This window comes from Rhodovibrio sodomensis, assembly GCF_016583645.1.
In the GTDB taxonomy this organism is placed as follows: domain Bacteria; phylum Pseudomonadota; class Alphaproteobacteria; order Kiloniellales; family Rhodovibrionaceae; genus Rhodovibrio; species Rhodovibrio sodomensis.
On sequence record NZ_NRRL01000248.1, the window covers coordinates 1 to 1,619 of the forward strand.

At 64.3% G+C, this 1,619-nt stretch carries 2 protein-coding genes; one reads left to right on the top strand and one right to left on the bottom strand.

Going from position 1 to position 1,619, the window contains the following annotated elements:
* The first annotated feature begins 451 nt into the window (after positions 1–451).
* A complete protein-coding gene (locus tag CKO28_RS27495; protein WP_200344697.1) occupies positions 452–1,162 on the top strand; it encodes a LuxR C-terminal-related transcriptional regulator in 711 nt (236 codons plus the stop codon).
* A gap of 247 nt (positions 1,163–1,409) precedes the next feature.
* On the opposite strand, the gene CKO28_RS27500 is transcribed toward CKO28_RS27495, so the two are convergent.
* Positions 1,410–1,619: transposase (locus CKO28_RS27500; protein ID WP_200344699.1), on the bottom strand; the 210-nt coding region annotated here is incomplete at its 5' end.

Genomic DNA, 1,619 nt, shown 5'->3' on the forward strand with positions numbered 1-1,619 from the left:
ACTCCGCGATCTGGGCGCAACTTTTGCCGTCATCCAGCAGCAGAAGGGCATTTGCCCGCCGTGCAACGGCGTGGTCCACGCGATGCCGACGCACGCACGCTTCGAGTTCGCGGCGATCTTCAAAGGAAAGGAAACCGGGGCGTATCATGCTCGCAGCTGAATCCCGATTCTACCTCGCGTCAAGCCCGAATTCGGGTCTCCAGAGACTCGGAGTATAGGCCAAAAACTTGAGTGCGGAACTTAAGCGATCCATTGCTTCTTTTTAGGTAGTGTGACGCGCACATAAAATCGGTAAGAACATACTCGTTGTCGAACGAACGGAGTGCCCGCCCAAACCAAGGTGGTGCCCGAACGGGTGAGACGAGCACAACAGGCCAGACAACACGGCCAATCCGGGCCAGGTCGCAAAGCCAAAGAAATCCGACCGGTCCGCCCAAGGGGATATGCCGCTATGACTGAAATCAGCACTTTCGTAATTGACGCCAATCGTCTGTCCCGCGAAGGCTTGATTGCCATTCTAACCCGTGGCGAGTTGAGCGTGGCCAAGGAAGCGTCGTCGTTCGACGAACTCCCGGCGCGCGATAGCGCCGATGCCGAGCCCAACCTGATCCTGATCGATTGCGGTAGCGATCCCGAAGGCGCCCGCGGCGACCTGGAGCAGCTGCGCAGCTGGTATCCGACGGCCCGGATCGTCGTGCTGACGGCGTGCGAGAACCCGGCTTTCCTGATCGCCTGCTTCGGCGCGCCGATCGACGGCTTGGTGTCGAAGAACGTGTCCTCCAGCGCGCTGCTCAAGTCGCTGCACCTGATCATGGCGGGCGAGCGGGTGTTCCCCTCGCAGCTGGTCGCCATGCTGCTCGCCGGCGGCGCCAGCGCCCACGTGTCGACGCCCAAGCTGCAGGCCGGCTCGCCGTCCCTGTCCGAGCGCGAGACGCAGATCCTGCAGTGTCTGGTCGCCGGCGACAGCAACAAGGCAATCGCCAACCGCCTGCACGTCACCGAGGCGACCGTGAAGGTTCACCTGAAGAGCATCCTGCGCAAGATCCAGGTCCGCAACCGCACGCAGGCCGCGATCTGGGCCCTCAACCGCGGCATGAACGCGGGCGAGATCCAGGTCGACACCCGGCTGCTGGCGACCGCGCGCGGGCAGGAGGTCCGCTAACACGAAAGTAAAGAGGGCGCAGTCCCCGCGCACGCACAAAGGCGCGGGGACGCTCATGGCGGCGCACCCCATCGGCGGACGCGACCGGGTTCGGCAGCCAGGCCCTTACGGCCCGGCCGCCCCCCGGCTGCGTCCTTTTTTTTGTGTGTGACGGGCGCAGATCGGGTCGGATGACCTGCTGCGATTGCGTCCAGTGGCGTGGTGTAACAGAGGCGGCCATCTGGATGTCGCCGCGGGTTGGGCGCGGCTACTCCGCGGCAAGCGCCGGCGGAGTGTCGGTATCCTCAGGCTGGCATAGCGCCTGGAGCGTTTCCACCGGCATGTAGCGGTGGGTGACCGCCCAGTCCTCGTGCTGCTCCAGCAGCACGGCGCCGACCAGGCGCTCGACCGCCTCTTCGTTCGGAAAGATGCCGACCACGTTGGTCCGGCGCTTCACCTCCTTGTTTAGCCGTTCGAG